Annotated in this window: 16 protein-coding genes and 1 tRNA gene; 10 read left to right on the plus strand and 7 right to left on the minus strand. The window is 67.7% G+C overall.

Features of this window, described 5'->3' with window-relative positions; translation table 11 throughout:
• The first annotated feature begins 2 nt into the window (after positions 1-2).
• Entirely contained in the window at positions 3-422 is a 420-nt protein-coding gene (locus AB0M54_RS16290; protein ID WP_364471911.1) for a GNAT family N-acetyltransferase, read from the plus strand.
• On the opposite strand, the gene AB0M54_RS16295 is transcribed toward AB0M54_RS16290, so the two are convergent.
• A complete protein-coding gene (locus AB0M54_RS16295; protein WP_364331050.1) occupies positions 410-1054 on the minus strand; it encodes a hypothetical protein in 645 nt (214 codons plus the stop codon). The genes AB0M54_RS16290 and AB0M54_RS16295 overlap by 13 nt on opposite strands.
• 96 nt (positions 1055-1150) lie before the next feature.
• Here AB0M54_RS16295 and AB0M54_RS16300 point away from each other — a divergent pair, with 96 nt between their 5' ends.
• Positions 1151-1915: a G5 domain-containing protein gene (locus tag AB0M54_RS16300; protein WP_364471914.1), complete on the plus strand. Its 765-nt coding sequence runs from the start codon at positions 1151-1153 to the stop codon at positions 1913-1915.
• Between the two features lie 245 nt (positions 1916-2160).
• On the opposite strand, the gene AB0M54_RS16305 is transcribed toward AB0M54_RS16300, so the two are convergent.
• The 5 genes from AB0M54_RS16305 to AB0M54_RS16325 form a co-directional block, all read right to left on the minus strand.
• Positions 2161-2463, minus strand: a complete 303-nt coding sequence (locus tag AB0M54_RS16305) for a hypothetical protein (RefSeq protein ID WP_364471917.1) — start codon at positions 2461-2463, stop codon at positions 2161-2163.
• Positions 2464-2601: 138 nt separating this feature from the next.
• A complete protein-coding gene (locus AB0M54_RS16310; RefSeq protein WP_364331042.1) occupies positions 2602-2925 on the minus strand; it encodes a transcriptional regulator in 324 nt (107 codons plus the stop codon).
• A complete protein-coding gene (locus AB0M54_RS16315) occupies positions 2922-3389 on the minus strand; it encodes a hypothetical protein (protein WP_364331039.1) in 468 nt (155 codons plus the stop codon). The genes AB0M54_RS16310 and AB0M54_RS16315 overlap by 4 nt, the downstream gene beginning before the upstream one ends.
• Before the next feature lie 218 nt (positions 3390-3607).
• Positions 3608-6343: a WD40 repeat domain-containing protein gene (locus AB0M54_RS16320; RefSeq protein ID WP_364471920.1), complete on the minus strand. Its 2736-nt coding sequence runs from the start codon at positions 6341-6343 to the stop codon at positions 3608-3610.
• Positions 6344-6909: 566 nt separating this feature from the next.
• On the minus strand, positions 6910-7659 hold the full coding sequence (locus tag AB0M54_RS16325) for a single-stranded DNA-binding protein (protein WP_364471923.1): 750 nt from the start codon (positions 7657-7659) through the stop codon (positions 6910-6912).
• Between the two features lie 128 nt (positions 7660-7787).
• Between AB0M54_RS16325 and AB0M54_RS16330 the strand changes: the two genes are divergently transcribed.
• The 4 genes from AB0M54_RS16330 to AB0M54_RS16345 all read left to right on the plus strand — a co-directional run bounded on the left by AB0M54_RS16330 (position 7788) and on the right by AB0M54_RS16345 (position 11883).
• Positions 7788-8816: an alpha/beta hydrolase gene (locus AB0M54_RS16330; protein ID WP_364331030.1), complete on the plus strand. Its 1029-nt coding sequence runs from the start codon at positions 7788-7790 to the stop codon at positions 8814-8816.
• A 44-nt stretch (positions 8817-8860) separates the two neighbouring features.
• On the plus strand, positions 8861-9553 hold the full coding sequence (locus tag AB0M54_RS16335) for an ABC transporter ATP-binding protein (RefSeq protein WP_364331027.1): 693 nt from the start codon (positions 8861-8863) through the stop codon (positions 9551-9553).
• 3 nt (positions 9554-9556) lie between these two features.
• Complete coding sequence (locus AB0M54_RS16340; RefSeq protein WP_364471926.1) at positions 9557-11707, plus strand: ABC transporter permease; 2151 nt, start codon at positions 9557-9559, stop codon at positions 11705-11707.
• A gap of 103 nt (positions 11708-11810) precedes the next feature.
• Positions 11811-11883, plus strand: a tRNA-Arg gene (locus tag AB0M54_RS16345).
• Between the two features lie 140 nt (positions 11884-12023).
• On the opposite strand, the gene AB0M54_RS16350 is transcribed toward AB0M54_RS16345, so the two are convergent.
• The gene (locus tag AB0M54_RS16350; RefSeq protein WP_364471928.1) at positions 12024-12257 is read right to left on the minus strand and encodes a hypothetical protein; all 234 of its coding nucleotides are present in this window, start codon (positions 12255-12257) and stop codon (positions 12024-12026) included.
• A gap of 622 nt (positions 12258-12879) precedes the next feature.
• Between AB0M54_RS16350 and AB0M54_RS16355 the strand changes: the two genes are divergently transcribed.
• The 4 genes from AB0M54_RS16355 (at position 12880) to AB0M54_RS16370 (ending at position 16105) form a co-directional block, all read left to right on the plus strand.
• Positions 12880-13761, plus strand: a complete 882-nt coding sequence (locus tag AB0M54_RS16355) for a helix-turn-helix transcriptional regulator (protein ID WP_364471931.1) — start codon at positions 12880-12882, stop codon at positions 13759-13761.
• Positions 13755-13961, plus strand: coding sequence for a DUF397 domain-containing protein (locus AB0M54_RS16360; protein ID WP_364471934.1), 207 nt, complete (start codon positions 13755-13757; stop codon positions 13959-13961). The genes AB0M54_RS16355 and AB0M54_RS16360 overlap by 7 nt, the downstream gene beginning before the upstream one ends.
• Before the next feature lie 258 nt (positions 13962-14219).
• Positions 14220-14729: a DUF4231 domain-containing protein gene (locus AB0M54_RS16365; protein ID WP_364471937.1), complete on the plus strand. Its 510-nt coding sequence runs from the start codon at positions 14220-14222 to the stop codon at positions 14727-14729.
• Positions 14730-14815: 86 nt separating this feature from the next.
• On the plus strand, positions 14816-16105 hold the full coding sequence (locus AB0M54_RS16370) for a nucleotidyltransferase (RefSeq protein ID WP_364471940.1): 1290 nt from the start codon (positions 14816-14818) through the stop codon (positions 16103-16105).
• Positions 16106-16392 lie beyond the last annotated feature (287 nt).

The raw sequence follows: 16392 nt of genomic DNA on the forward strand, positions 1-16392 counted from the left end.
CCGTGACCTGGTCCTTACGTCCCGCCGAGCCCGCCGACATCGAGCCGCTGGCCGACCTGCGCGCCGAGGTGATGCGCGCCGACCTGACCCGCCTGGGCCGCTACGACGATCACCGGGTACGCCAACGCCTCCGCGACGCGTTCACCCCCAGCCACACCTCGATCATCGAGATCGCCGCGGCTCTCGCCGGATCCATCACCCTGCGCCCGGCCGCCGACCGCCACTGGCTGGAGCACTTCTACCTGGCCCCTCAACACCAGGGTCAGGGCCTCGGTTCCGCCATTCTCGCCCGCGCTCGCCACGCAACGGTCAGCCTGATCGTCCTCCAGGGCAGCCCCGCCCGCCGCCTCTACGAACGGCACGGCTTCCGCTACGAGTCCGAGGACCCGATCGACGTCACCATGACCCGTCAGCCCTTGTAGTAGGGCCCCACGACCGCCTCGATCTGCTCGGACGACAACGTCGCGTAGACGTGTTTGGTCTGATCGACCCCAGCCTTCGGAACCAGGCTCTTCGGGCAGGAGCCGGCCGTCGTCAACGTCTTCCGGGCGATCCGCTTGCCGGTGGCCAGCGCGAAAACCTCGACCGTGAACCGCTGCCCGTCCACAGTGGTGACGAAGGTGTCATCCGTCGCCACGTCGTGGTAGCTGCACCGCCCCACCCGCTTGCCCTTGCTGCCGGTGACACAGGCCAGCAGGCTCGCGTCCTCGGGATAGGCCAGCTGATATTTCCGCTCCAGGCCGACCCGCGAGTACGCCTTCTCGCCCGCGTCCTTACTGAAGACCACCGTTGGGTACGGCCCCGGCCCCGCGAACGCCGCCGCCCCCGCCGCCTGCCGTTTCGGCATGCCACACAGCTTCCCGAGATCATCGACGTCCCGGGCCTTGAACCCTTGCGGCGCCGGGCCGGCGCTGACCGTCGGGCTGGGCGCCACCGAACTGACCGCCGGCGTGACCACCGGACCGCCCGACGGCGCGGCATCCGGCTGCTCCTCGTTCCCGCAGCCCCCCACCACAAGCGAAACCACCAGCAACCACCCGAGCCGTCGAACCATGCGCTCATCGTAGGACGAGTCTCGATCAGGCCACCCGGCTGATCCGAACCAGCCACTCGGCCCACGCCGGACGAGTCGCCTGTGGACGATCAAGCGATGCCGCGCCGCCCCGCCCAGGGCCACCCTGACGAGGTGACCTACCAGCCGTCCCACCCGCGCCGCGGTTCCGTGCGCCGGCTGTGGGCCCGCCTCAGCCCGCTCCAGCGTGTCGCCGTCCTCGTCGCCGGCCCGCTCGTCCTCTGCTGCGGCGGCGTCACCGGCGTGGGCGCCATCGGAGCGGCCCTCGACCCAATCCCCTCCGCGACCCCGGCAACCGACCGGGACGAGGCCGCCGACATCGCGCCGCTCACTCAGCCCCGCGACTCCACCACCCCCGCCCCGCCCACCACCTCAACCGTCCCCAGCTCAACGGTCCCCGCCCCGCCCACCACAACTGCGCCGCCCACTCCTGCCGTCCGGAAACGCACCGTCCAGGAGAAGCGGGCGATCCCGTTCAAGACACGCACCACCACTGATCCGGACATGGCCGAGGGCACCAAGGAGGTGCGCAAACAGGGTGTCGCCGGGGTGCGAACGTTGACCTACGAGCTGACCCTGACCGACGGCGCCCAGACCGCCAAGCGCCTGATCAGCTCCAAGGTCACCAAGCAGCCGACGACCAGGGTGATAGCGGTAGGCACCAGATCCGACGAGCCCGACTGCGACCCCAACTATTCCGGCGCCTGCGTCCCCATCGACAGCGACGTCGACTGCGCCGGAGGCAGCGGAAACGGCCCGTCCTACGTCGACGGCGTGGTCAAGGTGATCGGCACCGACGTCTACGACCTCGACCGCGACAACGACGGCTTCGGCTGCGACTAGCCTGACGCCTCCGAACGCCGAACAGAGGAAGGGCACGTTGCCTTGGCCTGTTCAGGCCTGTTCAGACTTCAGACCTGGTGGGCCGCATGGCGATTCTTCGATGGCGAGGGTGAGGCGGTGCGGCAGGATTCTCGCAGGTGACTGCTGGCGGTATTGAGGCGTCCGTCGACGACGCGAGGAAGGTCGCGTTCCAACGCCTGCAGTGCTGTGTCGGCACCGATATGACACCCAGGGTGGCGAAGCTTTCACACCAGGTCGTGGACCATGCCGAAGATGCCGGTGATGGTGCCGATGATGGTGGCGATGGTGGTGGCGATGGTGGCGAAGACGGCCGGTCCGCCGGACAGCATGCCCCTGGTCTTGTTGCGCCAGCTCTGCTGCCACCACAGTGTCTTGAACTTCTGGAACTTGTGCTGGCGGACGTGGCAGCCCAGCAGCATGCCGCCGCAGTTGTTGCGGCAGTAGTCGACCTCGCCGGTGCGCTGGGTGATTCGGTTGATCGCGGCACAGGTGGCGGGGGCCTGGAAGAGGATGTAGAGAATGACCACGCCGGAAAGGACGGCGTAGGTCGCTGGTCCGGCTGCGTCGTTGACGAACCGGGGCGGAAGCCTGCCGGCAGCGTGAAGATCGTTGATCCGGCTGTCGTGACCGTGAAGCGCCGCGTGGCCTCGGCCACGCGGCGCCACTCACTGGGTTGCGCCGTCCGGACGTACGGTGCGGCCCGCTTGGGCCACGATCTGCTGCAAGGCGCTGACATGCTGGTCGAAGGCGGCCCGGCCGACCGTGGTGAGCCGCGCGGACGTGCGAGGCCGTTTGCCGACGAAGGACTTACGGATCTCGACGTACCCGGCCTCTTCCAGGGTGGTGAGCTGCTTGGAAAGCGCCGAGTCGGACAGGCCGACGCTGTCACGGATGAAGCGGAACTCCGCGTCCTCGGCGGCGGCCAGCAGCGCCACGATGGACAGTCGGGTCGGGGCGTGGATGAGCTCGTCGAACTTGGGCGGGATCATCGGCCGTCGTCGGCCAGCCGACGGAGGTAGCGGGCCACGATCGGGCCGCCGACAATCATCACCACCCCGCCGGCGACCGCGCCGACCGTCGCCGGAAGTGGCGAGCCGGCGGCCTGCAGAAGGAACGTCGTCGGCAGGTTGACCAGCAGGACCAGACCGACGAAGGCCACGATGACCAGCCCCGCGCGTGGACCCAGAAGGTCGTGGCGGGGGGTGGCCCGGCTCCAGCCGCGCCCGAAGATCACACCCAGGGCGATCAACAGGCCGAGTACGAACACGGTCGTGCCAACGCCGATGAGCAGGGGTCTTCGGCTGTCGAGGCCGGCGGCCAGGACGACCGCGAGAAGCGCGACGGTCCAGCGGAACCAGCCGGGAATCCGGGACAGCGCAACGATCTGTTCCTTGCGGCGCCGAACCTCGGCCAAGGATCGTGCCGCGTCGTCCGGGTGGATGTGCTCGTTCATGTTCCCTCCTAGCAACAAGTTTCCTACTAGGAAAGTAGCAGTCACTTTCCACCCAGGCAAGTACTTGCCTAGGTGGAAGAAGCTGACCTACGGCTGGGTGCGTTCCGCTACCTTCGCCACCGACCTCACCACGACCGGAGCCGTTGGCAACCTGGCCAACGGCGCGGTCAAGATGACGAAGCTCGTGGGTGTCGCGGCGTGGGTGTCCGCACCGGGGGTCACAACCTCCACAGCCGGACGGTCGAGTCCGCCATACCCGCGCTGATCAACGTGTCCCAGGTCTTCCCGCAGCCCCAGACGAACGTCGCCAGTCTTCCGCTGTGCCCTTTCAGCTCGATCGCGTCGCCGTCGGCGAGATCCCACACCTGGATCGCGTCGTGCGCCGCGGGCGTGGCGAGGAACCGGCCGTCCGCGCTGAAGAGTGCCCCGATCGGGCCGAAGTCGGTGTTGGTGTCGTCCTCGCTCGGCGACGGCGGCGGCACTGACCGAACCAGCCGCCGGATGAGCACGCCCGTCCTGGCGTCGTAGACCGCCAGGCCGCGGTCGCTCCTCCCGGCGATGACCGTGCCGAGCGGGTTCTCAAGGTGGTCCACCCAGTCGACCCGCCCGTCGGGGCCCAGCTTCTGCCCCGTCACAGCGTTCCATGCCATGCGGCCGTTCGCGGTGGTGGCGACGATCGGGGGTGGCTGGCCCTCGTCGGCACCGGACCCGGGGGTCCAGCCGTCGGCCTGTTCGAGGTCGCCGGAAAAGGCGATCGTGTGGTTCGTGCTCCCCGAGGTCGCATCGAGGATGTCGACCTGCTGGCCGCCCGACGGGCCCGACCGGAAGCGCGGAACGACCAGGATCGGTTTCGGCCGGGTCTGGTACAGGGAATAGCCCGTGGCACCGGTCACCGGCGGCGACGCAGGGCCGCCGTTCACCGGCAGTAGCTGCAAGGTGCTGTAGTCCGACTCTGGCTCAGCGGTCTTCACCAGAAGCGTGGGTGCGCCAGGGACGAAGTCGAAGTCGACAACGTCCCCGCCGAGTGGCCAGGAGCGCCGTTGCCGGCTGTCCGCCGCGTTCCAGACAGTTACCGTGAAATCGTCGCCGTCGTCGTTCTCCCGGTTTCCGCTCGAGCCGGCGAGCCACGTGCCGGTCGGATCGAAGCGGAGCTCGGACTTGGTCTCGCGGAAGGGAAGCGTGACCGACGTCCCGCTCGCCAGGTCGAAAAGCTTCGCACCGTTCTTGGTGCGCACCACCACGCGTTTGCCCGCCGGATCCACCATCGCTTCGTTCGGTCCGCCACCTGGCTGCGCGATCGTCCTCCGCGAAGGCGGGTCGCCGGCGGTGTCCCACACGGTGAGGGAGCCATCGTGACTTCCACTCAGGACGAAGCGCCGCCCGACTAGATCCATGGGTGCGCCGTCGGCGTCGTATTCGGGCGGATCAGCGTCGCCGAGATCGACGGCGAAACGGCCGGGGATCGAGAGGGCACTCTCGCTGTCGGCGGAGTAGACGTTGAGGGTCGCGTTCGCCCGCCCGTCGCCGGCGGACAGCAGGCCGACCTTGGCTCCGTTGTCGAGAAGCACCACGCTCTCGGGCGGCCAAGCTGCGCCGAGCTGCTCCCAGCCGCGCGCAGCCCAGCGCCACACGCGAACGCGGGGCTCGGCATCCGCGTCAGGGCCGGGCGACAAGGAGACTTCGTCGCGGACGAAGAACAACTGCCCGCTCGGGTTGAAGTACGGGCGGACGTTGTCGCCGGCGGTTCCGACGAAATAGGGCTCGTGGTCCTCGTCGCCGGCCTGGTCCAGTCGCCACAGCCGGACGCCATCAGCGGACGAGGTGGCCAGAGTCTCGCCGTCCGGGCTGATCACGAGGCTCTCGGCAAGACGGCCGTAGGGCAGTCGCAACACCTTGTCGGCGTCGTCGCGGGGCACTACCGCCAGCGGAATGACGAGACTGGCCAGGAAGGCTCCAATCAGCGCCGGCACGAGAATGCGGTGCCGCCGCCGGGCCCGCCGCCGTGCCGTTTCCAGCTCAGCGCGGTAGGCGGCCGACTGATCGTCCGCGAGCCGCTCCTGGAGCCGCAGATGCCGGAACTGGTAGGCCCCGCCGGACTGCCGTAGCAGTTTGCGCCGGCAGGCATCCTCGAGCAGTCCGAGCATCCGCAACGGCAACACTCGGGTGCCGGCCAGGACCAACCGCGCGATCTGGAAGCGGAACCATGCCCGGGACAACAGCAGATAGGTGCCGACGAGAAGTCCAGGCACCACGACGAGCAGCCACACCACGATCGCCCAGGTGGAGAAGTAGCCGGGCACGACATCGACCAGGCGGGCCCCAGCGATCTCCGTCAGGGAGGCGTTCTGCAGCCAGCCCGCTCCGCCGGTCGACCAGCCGTAGACGGCGCTGCCCAGCACGGCCGTGGTCAGTCCCAGCGGCATGAGAAGCAGAGCGAAGACAAGCCCGCTCACGACCGCGCTCACCAGTGCCGAGGTGCGGTCCTGGCGCACCACTTCCCGCGGTGAGTCCAGGCGAGCGGCGGCGGGCACGGCCAGCAGCCATCGGTAGGCCACCAGCGCGAAAGTCAACGTCACCAGCAGGGCGAGCGCCAGCCCCATCGACCCGAGGAACAGCTCGCCGCTGGAGATCGACCAGCCGTCGATCGCCATTGTCGCCACCCCGGAGCCGAGCGCCAACGGGATCCACATCAGCACGCTCGGCGTCGGCGCCACGGCGAACGCCTCGCGGAACGCCGCCACGGAGAACAGCCGAGCCGGCAAGCGTCCGGGCGGCGCGCTCTCCAACGACCACCTTGTCACGATCAGGACGAAGAACAGAAAGCCGACCAGCGCGCTGGCCCATAGGCCCGAGCCCGCCCCACCGCCACCGATCGCGAAGCACGCCAGCGACGCGACCACCATCAGGAGGCCGACGGCGGTGCCCAGGAGAGCCCCGGTCCCGGCCGACAGCATGCGGTCGGCGAGGTCCCACCAGCGCAGGTCGCGCTCCTGGGCGTCGTAGAGGTACCGGGCCAGGACCGCCAGATGGCGGGACGCTTTCTCTCTCGGCCATCGCCCGGCCGACCGCTCCGGCGGCTGCGGTCCGTCCGGCTGGGCGTAGGCGGTGTCAACCAGCCGATCCAGCAGGTTGTTCTCCACCGCGAGCCGCGAGTCCAGAGAGGCCTCGAGCTGCTCGCGGGGATCACGGCCGGCCCGCCCGTACACCTCACGGGCGATCGAGAGCATCAACGGCGTCGAATACGCCTCGGCGATCGGAGAATCGGCCCGCTCGATCTCGGCGAAGACGCTCGCCCAGGCCGAGGCTCCGGCACAGCAGCCTCCAGGACAGGTCACTCATCGTGGCGTGACCGACACTTCAGGAGAGTCGCTGTGGGAGGTCGAGGGCCTGCCGTCAACACCACGCCAAACGATGGGGCGGCCGCCCGAGATTGCCGGGTTCGGGCGGCCGCCCCGAAGGTGCCGCCGCCCCGGGTGCGTGCGGGGGCGTTTGCCCGGGGCGGCGGCGGTCTAGGCGGCGGTTACGCCGGGATGGGCTGGCGGCGGCTGCGGCGCGGGCGGCGCTGGTTCACCTCCTCCTCGAGGCGCTCGACCTCGATCTCGATCTCGGCCGCGGCCGGCGACGGGGCGGGGGACGGGGACGGCGGGGTCGGCGGCTCGGGGTCGTCGTCGCCGTCGCCCTCGTCGGACGGTTTGGTGTCCTTCTCGAAGGGCTCCATGCCGCCGCCGGGGAGGACGGCCGCCGTCACCGGGTCGAGGGCCGGCGGCTGCTCGACGAAGGCCGGCTCGGTGGTGTCGGCGGGGATGCCGTCGCCCAGGGTCACCGGCTGGTCGTCGAGGGACGGGGCCGCCTCGCCCCGGACCACGCCGTCGGACTCGGGGGTTTCGGCGGCCGTGACGCCGGCGGGGCGGGTGCGGAAGAGCTTCGTGCGGCCCCGGGCCAGGTCGTGGCCGACGGCCATGGCCTCCATCTCGTAGGAGGTGCGCGGGTTGTTCTCCGAGTCGATCCAGTCGCGGGTGTAGAGCCGGCCCACCACCATGATCGGGTCGCCGACGGCGACCGAGGCGCCGACGTTCTCGGCCAGGCGGCGCCAGCAGTTGACGCGTACGCGGAGGGTGTCGCCGTCGACCCAGCGGTTGTTGTCCTTGTCGTAGCGGCGGGAGGTGGACGCCACCCGGAAGTTGGCGACCAGGGTGTTGCTCTTGGTGGTGCGCCGCCACTCGGGCGCGGTCAGCGCGTTGCCGACGACGACGATGGGTGTGTCGTACATGATCATGGGCCTTTCTGATCGGAGAAGCGCTTGTGCGGCAACTGAACCGAAACGGCCAAGATCGAAAGCCGGGCCTGTGGACAACGAAAGACTGTGGATAACCCGGCAACCCGTTTAGCCTGGGTGACGTGGAAACGGACGTTCTGGGACCGCCGTACGAGCGGCACACCATCGACCTGGGCACCGACGACGAGGGCAAGGTCGTGGCGACGCTGGTCCGCCGGCGTACGGATCAGCCGAACCCCAGCCGCCGCGCGGTGCTGTACGTCCACGGCTTCGTGGACTACTTCTTCCAGACCCATCTGGCCGACTTCTTCGTCGAGCGGGGCTGGGACTTCTACGCGCTCGACCTGCGTAAATACGGTCGCAGCCTGCTCGCGCACCAGACCCCGAACTTCTGCCGCAGCCTCACCGACTACTTCCCCGAGCTGGACGAGTCGGCCCGCATCATCCGCAGCGTCGACGGGCACGACCAACTGCTCGTGGTGGCACATTCCACCGGCGGCCTCACGACGTCCCTGTGGGCGCACGCGCGGCAGGGTCAGGGCCTGGTCGACGGGTTGTTCCTGAACAGCCCGTTCTTCGACTTCAACAGCCCGTGGCTGGTACGCCGCCCGCTCATGGCCGCGATCACGGCGACCAGCGCGAAGCGCACCCCGTACCGGATCGTTCCGGTCAAGGCCCTGGGTCTCTACGGCCAGAGCCTGCACGCGACCGAGCGCGGCGAGTGGACCTACGACCTCAACTGGAAACCGGTGCTCGGGTTCCCGGTGACGGCGGGCTGGCTGCAGGCGATCACGCGCGGTCAGTCGCGGCTGCGGCGCGGGCTGCAGATCGACGTGCCGGTCCTGGTGGCGTGTTCGACGCGGACCTTCCGGGGCAAGGACTGGGATGATGACGTACGCCTGACCGACGCGGTCCTCGATGTCGAACACATCGCCCGCTGGGCGCCGCGCCTCGGCCCGCACGTGACGATCACCCGGTTCGACGGCGGCATGCACGACCTGACGCTGTCCGGCAAGCACGTCCGCACCGAGGTGTTCCGGGAGCTGGCCCGCTGGCAGGACGCATTCCTGCCGGCGCCGGGCGAGCCCGAGATCGAGGTGCCGCCGGCCCCGGAAGATCGGAGTAGTGCCAGCGGTACCACCGTCGGGTAGCTGGCGGGCTGTTCCGGAACCGGCGCCGAAAATAGCGTCGAAGCATGTCAACGACCTATGCCGTACGGGTGGAACAGCTCGTGCGAACCTACCGTTCCGGACGCGAGACCGTGACCGCCCTGGCCGGCGTCGACGCCGGCTTCGCCCGCGGAACCTTCACCGCGGTGATGGGGCCGTCGGGCTCCGGCAAGAGCACGCTGCTGCAGACCGCGGCCGGGCTGGACCGGCCGACGTCGGGCCGGGTCTGGATCGGTGACACCGAGCTGTCCCGGCTGTCCGAGACCAAGCTGACCAAGCTGCGCCGCGACCGGATCGGCTTCGTCTTCCAGAGCTACAACCTGATCGCCGCGCTGACCGTGCGGGAGAACATCGAGCTGCCGCTGCGTCTGGCCGGCGCCCGCCCCGACCGGCGCTGGCTGGACGAGGTGGTCGAGCGCGTCGGTCTCGGCCCCCGGCTCCGGCACCGCCCGGCCGAGCTCTCCGGCGGCCAGCAGCAGCGGGTGGCGATCGCCCGCGCGCTGGCCGCCCGCCCCGACGTGATCTTCTCGGACGAGCCGACCGGCGCCCTCGACTCGCGGACCGCGGCCGAGGTGCTGACGCTGCTGCGGTCGGTCGTCGACGCGTACGGCCAGACCGTCATCATGGTCACCCACGACGCCGGCGCCGCTTCGTACGCCGATCAGGCCCTGCACATGAGCGACGGCCGCATCGACCGCGCCCTGGCCCCGGTGGGCTGACCGATGACAAAGCTTGCTCTGCGCCTGTTGCGCCACCGCCCCGGCAGCGCCACCGCCACCCTGATCGCCCTCACGCTCGGCGTGCTGATCCTGATGGCGATGGGTTCGCTGGTCGACGCCGGCCTCCGCCACCAACCCGCACCGCAGCGTTACGCGGCCGCCGACATCGTCGTCGCCCGCACCGAGATCACCTTCACCGACAAGGAGTTCGACGGCGAGACCACCACTTCCCGGGTACGCCTACCGGAGCCGGGAACCGTTCCCGCGGCATTGGTGAACCAGGTGCGCGCCGTGCCCGGCGTGACCGCGGTGGCGACCATCCCGTCGACCCGTCCCGGCCAGGTCGAGGCGATCCTGGTCAAGGCCGGACCGGAGGTGGACCGGGCCACCCTGGACCGGCTCGCCGCCTCCGCCTCCGCCCGCACCTTCGCCGCCTCCGCCCGCGGCCGGGCCGAGAGCTCCGCCGCCACCACGGCCCTTGACCTGCTGGTCCAGGTCGGAGCGTCGTTCGGCGGGTACGTGGTGCTGCTGGTCATCTTCGTCGTGGCGGGTCTCATCGGCCTGTCCGTCCGGCACCGCCGCCGCGACCTCGCCCTGCTGCGGGCGATCGGCGCGACCCCCGGCCAGGTGCGCCGCATGCTGGTCGCCGAGGCCGGCCTGATCAGCGGCGTCGCCGTGGCGCTCGGGTTGCCCGCCGGCCTGCTCGCCACCGGTTGGCTGCACGGTGAGCTGCTGTCGCGGGGCTTCGTGCCGGCGTCCGTACCCATCGGGCCCAGCCCTTTCGCCGCCCTCGCCGCCGCGCTCCTCATCACCTTGGTCGCCATGCTCGCGGTCGTCGTCGCCGCCCGCCGGGCGACCGCGATCCGCCCCACCGAGGCGCTCGGCGAGGCCGCGGTGGAACAGTCGAAGCCCGGCATGGTCCGCGCCGTCGTCGGCGTCGTCACGCTGACCGGCGCCTTCTCCGCCGGCGGTTTCGCGGCCGGCACCGGTGGCATGACCGCGATCACCGGCGCGCTCGGCATGCTCTACCTCTTCGTCACCGCGGTTGCCCTGCTCGCCCCGTGGATCAACAGTGGCGCGGCGCGGTTGCTGGCCCCGATTCTCACAATGTTCGCGGGTACGAGCGGCTACCTGGCCGCCGCCAACCTGCGCGCCAACTCGCGTGGCATGGCGACGGTGCTGACCGCGCTGGTGCTGTCGGTGGGGTTCGGCGGCTCGGTCTGGTTCCTCCAGGACAACCTGCAGCGGGCCACCGTCACCCAGACCCGCGACGGCCTGCTGGCCCAGCAGGCGATCGCCGGTCCCGCCGACCTCGACGAGGTCCGCAACCGGCCCGGGGTGACCGCCGTGACCGGCGTACGCCACACCTCGGTCTTGATCAAGATCTTCGACAGCGCCGAGCCGGTCTCCGCCCGGGCGATCACCCCCGCCGGCGCCACCGACACCATGGACCTGGGCGTCGTGCAGGGCGACCTGGCCGCCCTGGCCCCCGACAGCATGGCGGTCTCCGAACTGCAGGCGTCCTCCAACAACTGGAAGGTGGGCGACCGCCCCGAGATCTGGCTCGGCGACGGCACCCCCGCTCGCCTGCGGGTGGCGGCCATCTACACCCGAGGTCTCGCCTTCGGCGACGTGATCCTGGACCAGCGCACCCTGGCCCCCGCTCCGTTCGACGAGGTGCTGATCCGCGCTGACGCCCCCATCCCCGGCGCCGTGCCCGTGGACGCCCTGACCAGCCAACTCGCCACCGACATGGCCACCAGCGCCTGGCTCAACAAGCTCCTGGTCGCCGTGATGATCGGCTACGCCGCCCTGGCCGCCGCCAACGCCATGATCCTGGCCGCCCTGGCCCGGAGCCGCGAACTGGCCACCCTGCGCCTGGCCGGCACCACCCGCCGCCAGGTAGGACGCATGGTCAACGCCGAACAGGCGGCCCTGCTGGGCGTAGCCCTGGCCATCGGCGGCGTGATCGCGGCGGTGACCCTGACCGTGGTGGTGCACGCCCTGACCGGCTCCTTCCTCCCCTACGTGCCGCCGCTGGGCTGGGCCGCCATCCTGGGCGGGGCCACGTTGCTGGCCATGACCACAACCATCCTGCCGGTCCGCCGCCTGCTCGGCGTTCCCGCGGTCAAGGCCCTGGGCAGCCGCGAGTGACGCCCGCCGGCATTTCCCTGGTGACACGGCTGCGGTGGGTGGGCCACACTAGGATGCCGCCGGGCCTCACCGACGGCTCGGTGTAGGTAAGCTAAGCCGTCGTGCGCTCGTAGCTCAGCGGATAGAGCAACGGACTTCTAATCCGTCGGTCGCAGGTTCGAATCCTGCCGGGCGCGCTCAAAAAGAGCAGCCTTGAGCTGCTCTTTCTTCTTTCTTGGCAATCGGTCTTGCTGCCTGTCCCCACGCGTGAGCCCGATTAGGCGGGAGCAACCTCCGGCGGGACGCTGGAGTTGTCGTCGGCCGGCCCAACCTGACCCTACGGACGCTGCCTTGCTCCCAGCACGGACGGCTGGTCAGGTGCCCCCGCGGAGTGTCCCCACGCGATCAACACGTCGCGAACATCCGCGGCAACGCACTTGAGCGCCCCGAACTGGTCCTCGCCCCAGACGATGACCTCCGCGATGTCGAGATGGTCATCGCCGATCTGAACCCCGACATCGGCATGCTCTGGCAGCGCGGCGATCCGCTGCAACAGCTCGTCCCGCATCATCGCGGAGTGATCCTCTCGTAGGAGCCGGTCCCGGCCCAGCCCAGAAACCGGCCGTACAGGTCCGGCCCTATCCCCAGTTTGGCGAAGTCGGCGGCAGCGTCCGCCAGGCACAAGGCGAGGTAGACGAACACGGCAGTACGGCAGGTGAGGGACTGCATGACAAGGCCGATCCGCGCTTCAAGACACGGCCACTCATCACCGCAGGTATGGCAACGCCACTCTGGTCGACAAGGTAGATGCTCGACGACGGCCATCTCTGTCGCGGTCACGATGCCGGAGGCCGCTCGGACGCCTGGCCGTCAGGACACTCAGGCAGCGCAACGAACGTCAACGAGCCGCAACGCGGGCACCATCGACTCTTCGTCCTGAAGGCGAGTAAGCCGGCCAAGAAGCCGAGCACCAGAGCTGCCGTTACCGCACCAATCCCCATCGACCCTCCACTCAGTCATCCCGTCGGCATCCCGAGAGCGATGCGACGGCCGTAGGCATCGATGGTTAGTCGTGGGACTACCCCTCGCAATGATTACGCGGCAGAATGCTCAAAGAAGGGGTCGAACGCCCGATGAGCATTACGCGGCGACGCGGAACCCGGTTACGCGCCGAGCGGCGAGGGAGTTACACGGTGACGAATGAGCACATCGGATCGACCGTTCCCCGGCGTCAGCTTGGCCGCAGACTCAGGGACTTGCGTGAGGGCGCTCGCCTCACCGTGACCCAAGTGGTCACCGCACTGGAGTGGTCGAAGCCCCGACTGTGGCGCTACGAGACCGGCCAGGTCCCCATCCACCCGAACGACGTCGAGGCAATGTGCCGGCTCTACGGCGCCGACACCGAGCTGACTAACGCTCTCAAGACCTTGGCCCGCGAGACCAAGTCCAAGGGCTGGTGGCACGCCTACTCCGACATCCCGGAGTGGTTCGAACTCTTCCTCGGTATGGAAGCAGCAGCGTCACGCATCCGCCAATACGAGGCCGAAGTCATCCCGGGTCTCGTGCAGGCCGCGTCATACGCCCAAGCAGCCACCGTCCGCTGCATCACCAGAGAGCCGACGCCTGAAATCTTGGAACGCGGAACAGCCGTCCGAATGCAACGACAGCAGATCCTGACCCGCCGAGCGCCGACGGCGCCCGACCTGGAGATCTTCCTGAGCGAGGCTGCCCTACTGCGCGGGTTCACCGCAGAAATCATGATCGACCAACTCACCTGCCTGCTGACGCTGTCCGAACGCCCGAACATCTCCATCCGGGTAGTCCCACTCGCCGCCGGCCCACACCGCGCGTTCCACGGATCCTTCGTCATTCTGGACTTCCCAGAGGAGACACCCGTCCGCGGCCCAGAGCCCACCACGGTCTACTCGGAGCACCCAACTGGAGCCCTTTACCTGGACAAGCCCAGCGAGGTCAAAACGTACGCCAGGATCTGGGCAGACCTTGGTAGCGTGGCACTCGATCAACCCAGGTCATACCAGCTGATCCAGCAGAAGGCGAAGGAGTGGTCGTGGTGACCCAAGACCTCGACGGAGCCGTATGGCGCAAGTCCAGCCGCAGCGGCGGCGAGGGCAACTGCGTAGAGGTAGCCACCAACCTCCCCGACCTGGTAGCCGTCCGAGACACTAAGAACCGCGACGGCGGAACGTTCGTGTTCTCCCAGCAAGAGTGGACAGCCTTCATCGCAGGCGTGCGTCGCGGAGAGTTCGACCTCTGACCTAGGACTTTATCTCTCACGTTCTCCGCCTAAGGACGACCGAGCGTCAACTCGGCATGCAGCACTCCTTTTGTTGAGGCCGAAAAAGCCAAGGTTCAACCTAACCGGGCTCAGTGACAGCTACGAGTTGCACATAGCCGCGCACGCGGCCGAGTACACAACGGACATCGGCACGCGCTGCGCGTATCCTCGATCATCGTGGTGAGATCCGAGGAAGCAGAGTCAGCGCGCGCAGCGATACGCGACGAGCTTACGCAGATGCAGGATGATCTTCTCTATACAGAGAAGACACATTTCGCATCAGCGGAACATTACAGGCGGATTCACCGGATCCTCGGCATCATCACGACAGTGCTGTCGACTGCGGCCGCAGCCACGATCGTGGCGGATCTTGGGAAAGCGCTCGCTGGGATACTTGCGTTGCTGGCCGCCATCATGTCCGCAGTGTTGACGTTCATGTCGCCTGAAAAATCGGCAGAGCAACACCTCGGCGCTGGCCGGCAGCTCGGTGCGCTCCGGGTCAGGCTTCGGCAAGTCATCGGTCTTGATCTTCCCACGCTGCCCCTTAAGGAACTTCGAAGATCCATCAGTGATCTTGCGGCGGAGAAGGCAGCCATCGATGGCGCATCTCCTGGTACGAGCAGTAAGCATTTCGGCAGTGCCAGGAAGAAGATAAAATCTGGGCTATTCGACAAGGACTCGGTAGAGTCTCCACCGCCCGGACCAGGGGCCGAAGCTCGAAATATTGAGCTAAGTTCAGAATCATAAGAACAATGAGGACTAATGTTCATGTCACGCACGATCGGCCCCTACCCTCCGGAGACGCTTCGGACTCTTAGGGGTGAGGCTGCCGAATGAAGGTCTCTGAAATCTTCGACAGTCTTCTTGTGAATCTGAAGGTCGGCGATGCCAGCACCACGATCGGCGCTCGTCGGGATCAGATCACTAAGACGCTGAACAAGGACTTCAGGTCGGTTGAGGGATCTACCTCGAACCGGCTTATGGTCGGCTCCTATGGACGCCACACGGCAATCCATGGGGTGTCCGACCTCGACATGATCTACATCCTCTCGGCCAACCTTCGCTCAAGCTACAAGAGCGAGACTGGGCCGCGGAGGGTCCTCGAGCGCGTTCGGGATGTTCTGAAGGCTCGTTATCCCAACACTGAGATCCGAGTCGACCAGTGTGTCGTGCGGGTGCAGTTCACCAGTAACAAGTTCAAGTTCGAGGTTCAGCCGGCCTTCGAGAACACTGACGGCAGCTTCGACTACCCAGACACGAAGTCCGAGAGTTGGAAGGTCACTAAGCCACGCGAGGAGATCGCGGCGACCAAGGTCTGCAACGACCGCACGTCGAGGAACATGCGCCACCTCGCTCGGATGGCTCGGGCCTGGAAGGACACGAACGGCGTAGTCATGGGCGGCCTGCTTATAGACACGCTGGTACATCGATTCTTCTCGACCAACACTGAGTACGACGACGAGGGGTCAGACTGGTTCGACCTTATGGTCCGGGACTTCTTCGAGTTCCTCGCGGACGAGCCTGATAAGGACTGCTACCTCGCACTAGGCAGCAACCAACGTGTGACGGTGAAGAAACACTTCCAGTCGAAGGCGAAAAAGGCGTACAACCGCTGTCTCGACGCTATCGACAGCGAGGGGAAGGCATCTGCGAACAAGAAGTGGCGCAAGGTGTTCGGCACGGTGGTTCCGCTTGAGATCACCGAGTCCACCCACTCGTTCAACGACACGGAAGAGTTCGTCGAAACCCTGTTCCCCGTTGACATTAGGCATTCGGTGACGATCGACTGCGAAGTCGCGCAGAACGGCTGGCGGCCGGCCCTGCTACGAACGATGCTCCGCGACCGAACCCCGCTCCTCGCGAACAAAGGCCTTGACTTCAAGATCATCGAGTGCAGCGCCCCAGAACCCTATGAGGTCAAGTGGAAGGTGCTAAATCGAGGGGATGAGGCCGAACGCCGGAACATTATCCGCGGCCAAATCATCTCGTCAAGCCGCTCCGGCGTGAGACACGAGCGAACCAGCTTCCGCGGAGAACACGTCGTCGAGTGCTACATCGTCAAGGACGGGATCGTAGTCGCACGGGATCTCATCGACGTGCCGATCAGCACCAACGCGGTATAACGCCGCGGGCCGGTAGTGGTCTTCGTTACGGCTCGATGGTCGGAATCGGGCATACCGACGTTCACCATTAACTAGGCCGCTCACGCATTCATAGGATACCGGCCTGGTAGGACGGAGACAACGGGATCTCGAAATCGAACGACCCGTGGACGTGCGCGTTCTGGGGCGGCTTGGATGACGGTCAGAGGAACACGTGCTCGCGAAGTGGATGCGCGAGGTCATTGGGCCGCTGCCGATGGAACGCACCACCAGCCGAACAGGCTTCCATCTACAAGAGGACGGTCATG

It is taken from the genome of Actinoplanes sp. NPDC051470 (genome assembly GCF_040682035.1).
Classification (GTDB): domain Bacteria; phylum Actinomycetota; class Actinomycetes; order Mycobacteriales; family Micromonosporaceae; genus Actinoplanes.

Coding starts and splice junctions, on each gene's coding strand:
- AB0M54_RS16335 (WP_364331027.1), top strand. CDS start 8,861: ATGTCAACGACCTATGCCGTACGGGTGGAACAGCTCGTGCGAACCTAC.
- AB0M54_RS16315 (WP_364331039.1), bottom strand. CDS start 3,389: ATGAACGAGCACATCCACCCGGACGACGCGGCACGATCCTTGGCCGAG.
- AB0M54_RS16295 (WP_364331050.1), bottom strand. CDS start 1,054: ATGGTTCGACGGCTCGGGTGGTTGCTGGTGGTTTCGCTTGTGGTGGGG.
- AB0M54_RS16350 (WP_364471928.1), bottom strand. CDS start 12,257: ATGATGCGGGACGAGCTGTTGCAGCGGATCGCCGCGCTGCCAGAGCAT.
- AB0M54_RS16365 (WP_364471937.1), top strand. CDS start 14,220: ATGCAGGATGATCTTCTCTATACAGAGAAGACACATTTCGCATCAGCG.
- AB0M54_RS16370 (WP_364471940.1), top strand. CDS start 14,816: ATGAAGGTCTCTGAAATCTTCGACAGTCTTCTTGTGAATCTGAAGGTC.
- AB0M54_RS16325 (WP_364471923.1), bottom strand. CDS start 7,659: ATGTACGACACACCCATCGTCGTCGTCGGCAACGCGCTGACCGCGCCC.
- AB0M54_RS16310 (WP_364331042.1), bottom strand. CDS start 2,925: ATGATCCCGCCCAAGTTCGACGAGCTCATCCACGCCCCGACCCGACTG.
- AB0M54_RS16340 (WP_364471926.1), top strand. CDS start 9,557: ATGACAAAGCTTGCTCTGCGCCTGTTGCGCCACCGCCCCGGCAGCGCC.
- AB0M54_RS16300 (WP_364471914.1), top strand. CDS start 1,151: ATGCCGCGCCGCCCCGCCCAGGGCCACCCTGACGAGGTGACCTACCAG.
- AB0M54_RS16320 (WP_364471920.1), bottom strand. CDS start 6,343: ATGCTGTCGGCCGGGACCGGGGCTCTCCTGGGCACCGCCGTCGGCCTC.